We start from the raw sequence: 446 nt of genomic DNA on the forward strand, positions 1-446 counted from the left end.
CTGCCCCGGCTGGGCTGATGCCAGCCAGGCCGGCCTGACGCATGACCCGTTCGACGCGCTTGCGGCCGACGTGGGCGCCCTCACGCTTGACGATGGCGTGCACGCGGGGTGAGCCGTAGAGCCCGCCGGACTCGTCGTGGACCTGCCGGATCCGGCAGGTCAGTTCGGCGTCCCGGCGGCGCGGTTCGCACGGCTCGGTCTCAACCTGACGCCACCGGTAGTAGGCGGAGAAGGGGACGTTCAGTTCTCGGAGTACGGGCTCGACTCTGAGATGCGGGTGCTCGTCAACGAGCGCCGTCACCTGGGCCGGGTCAGGTCGAGCCAAAAAAGCCGAGGCCGTCCGCAGGACCTCGTGCGCCCGCTTGAGCTGGGCATTCTCCTTGCGCCGAGCGGCAAGCGCCCGGATCCAGCCGGGTAGGGCCTCCGGGTGCACGCCGAGTCCCTCG

General features: G+C 70.6%; 1 protein-coding gene. It reads right to left on the minus strand.

What is annotated here, in order from left to right; all coding sequences use genetic code 11:
- Positions 1 to 433 (minus strand): IS3 family transposase (locus tag G3I17_RS39315; RefSeq protein WP_164604511.1); only part of this gene is annotated, 433 nt, incomplete at its 3' end.
- Positions 434 to 446 lie beyond the last annotated feature (13 nt).

The organism is Streptomyces sp. SID13031, assembly GCF_010548305.1.
GTDB lineage: Bacteria > Actinomycetota > Actinomycetes > Propionibacteriales > Kribbellaceae > Kribbella.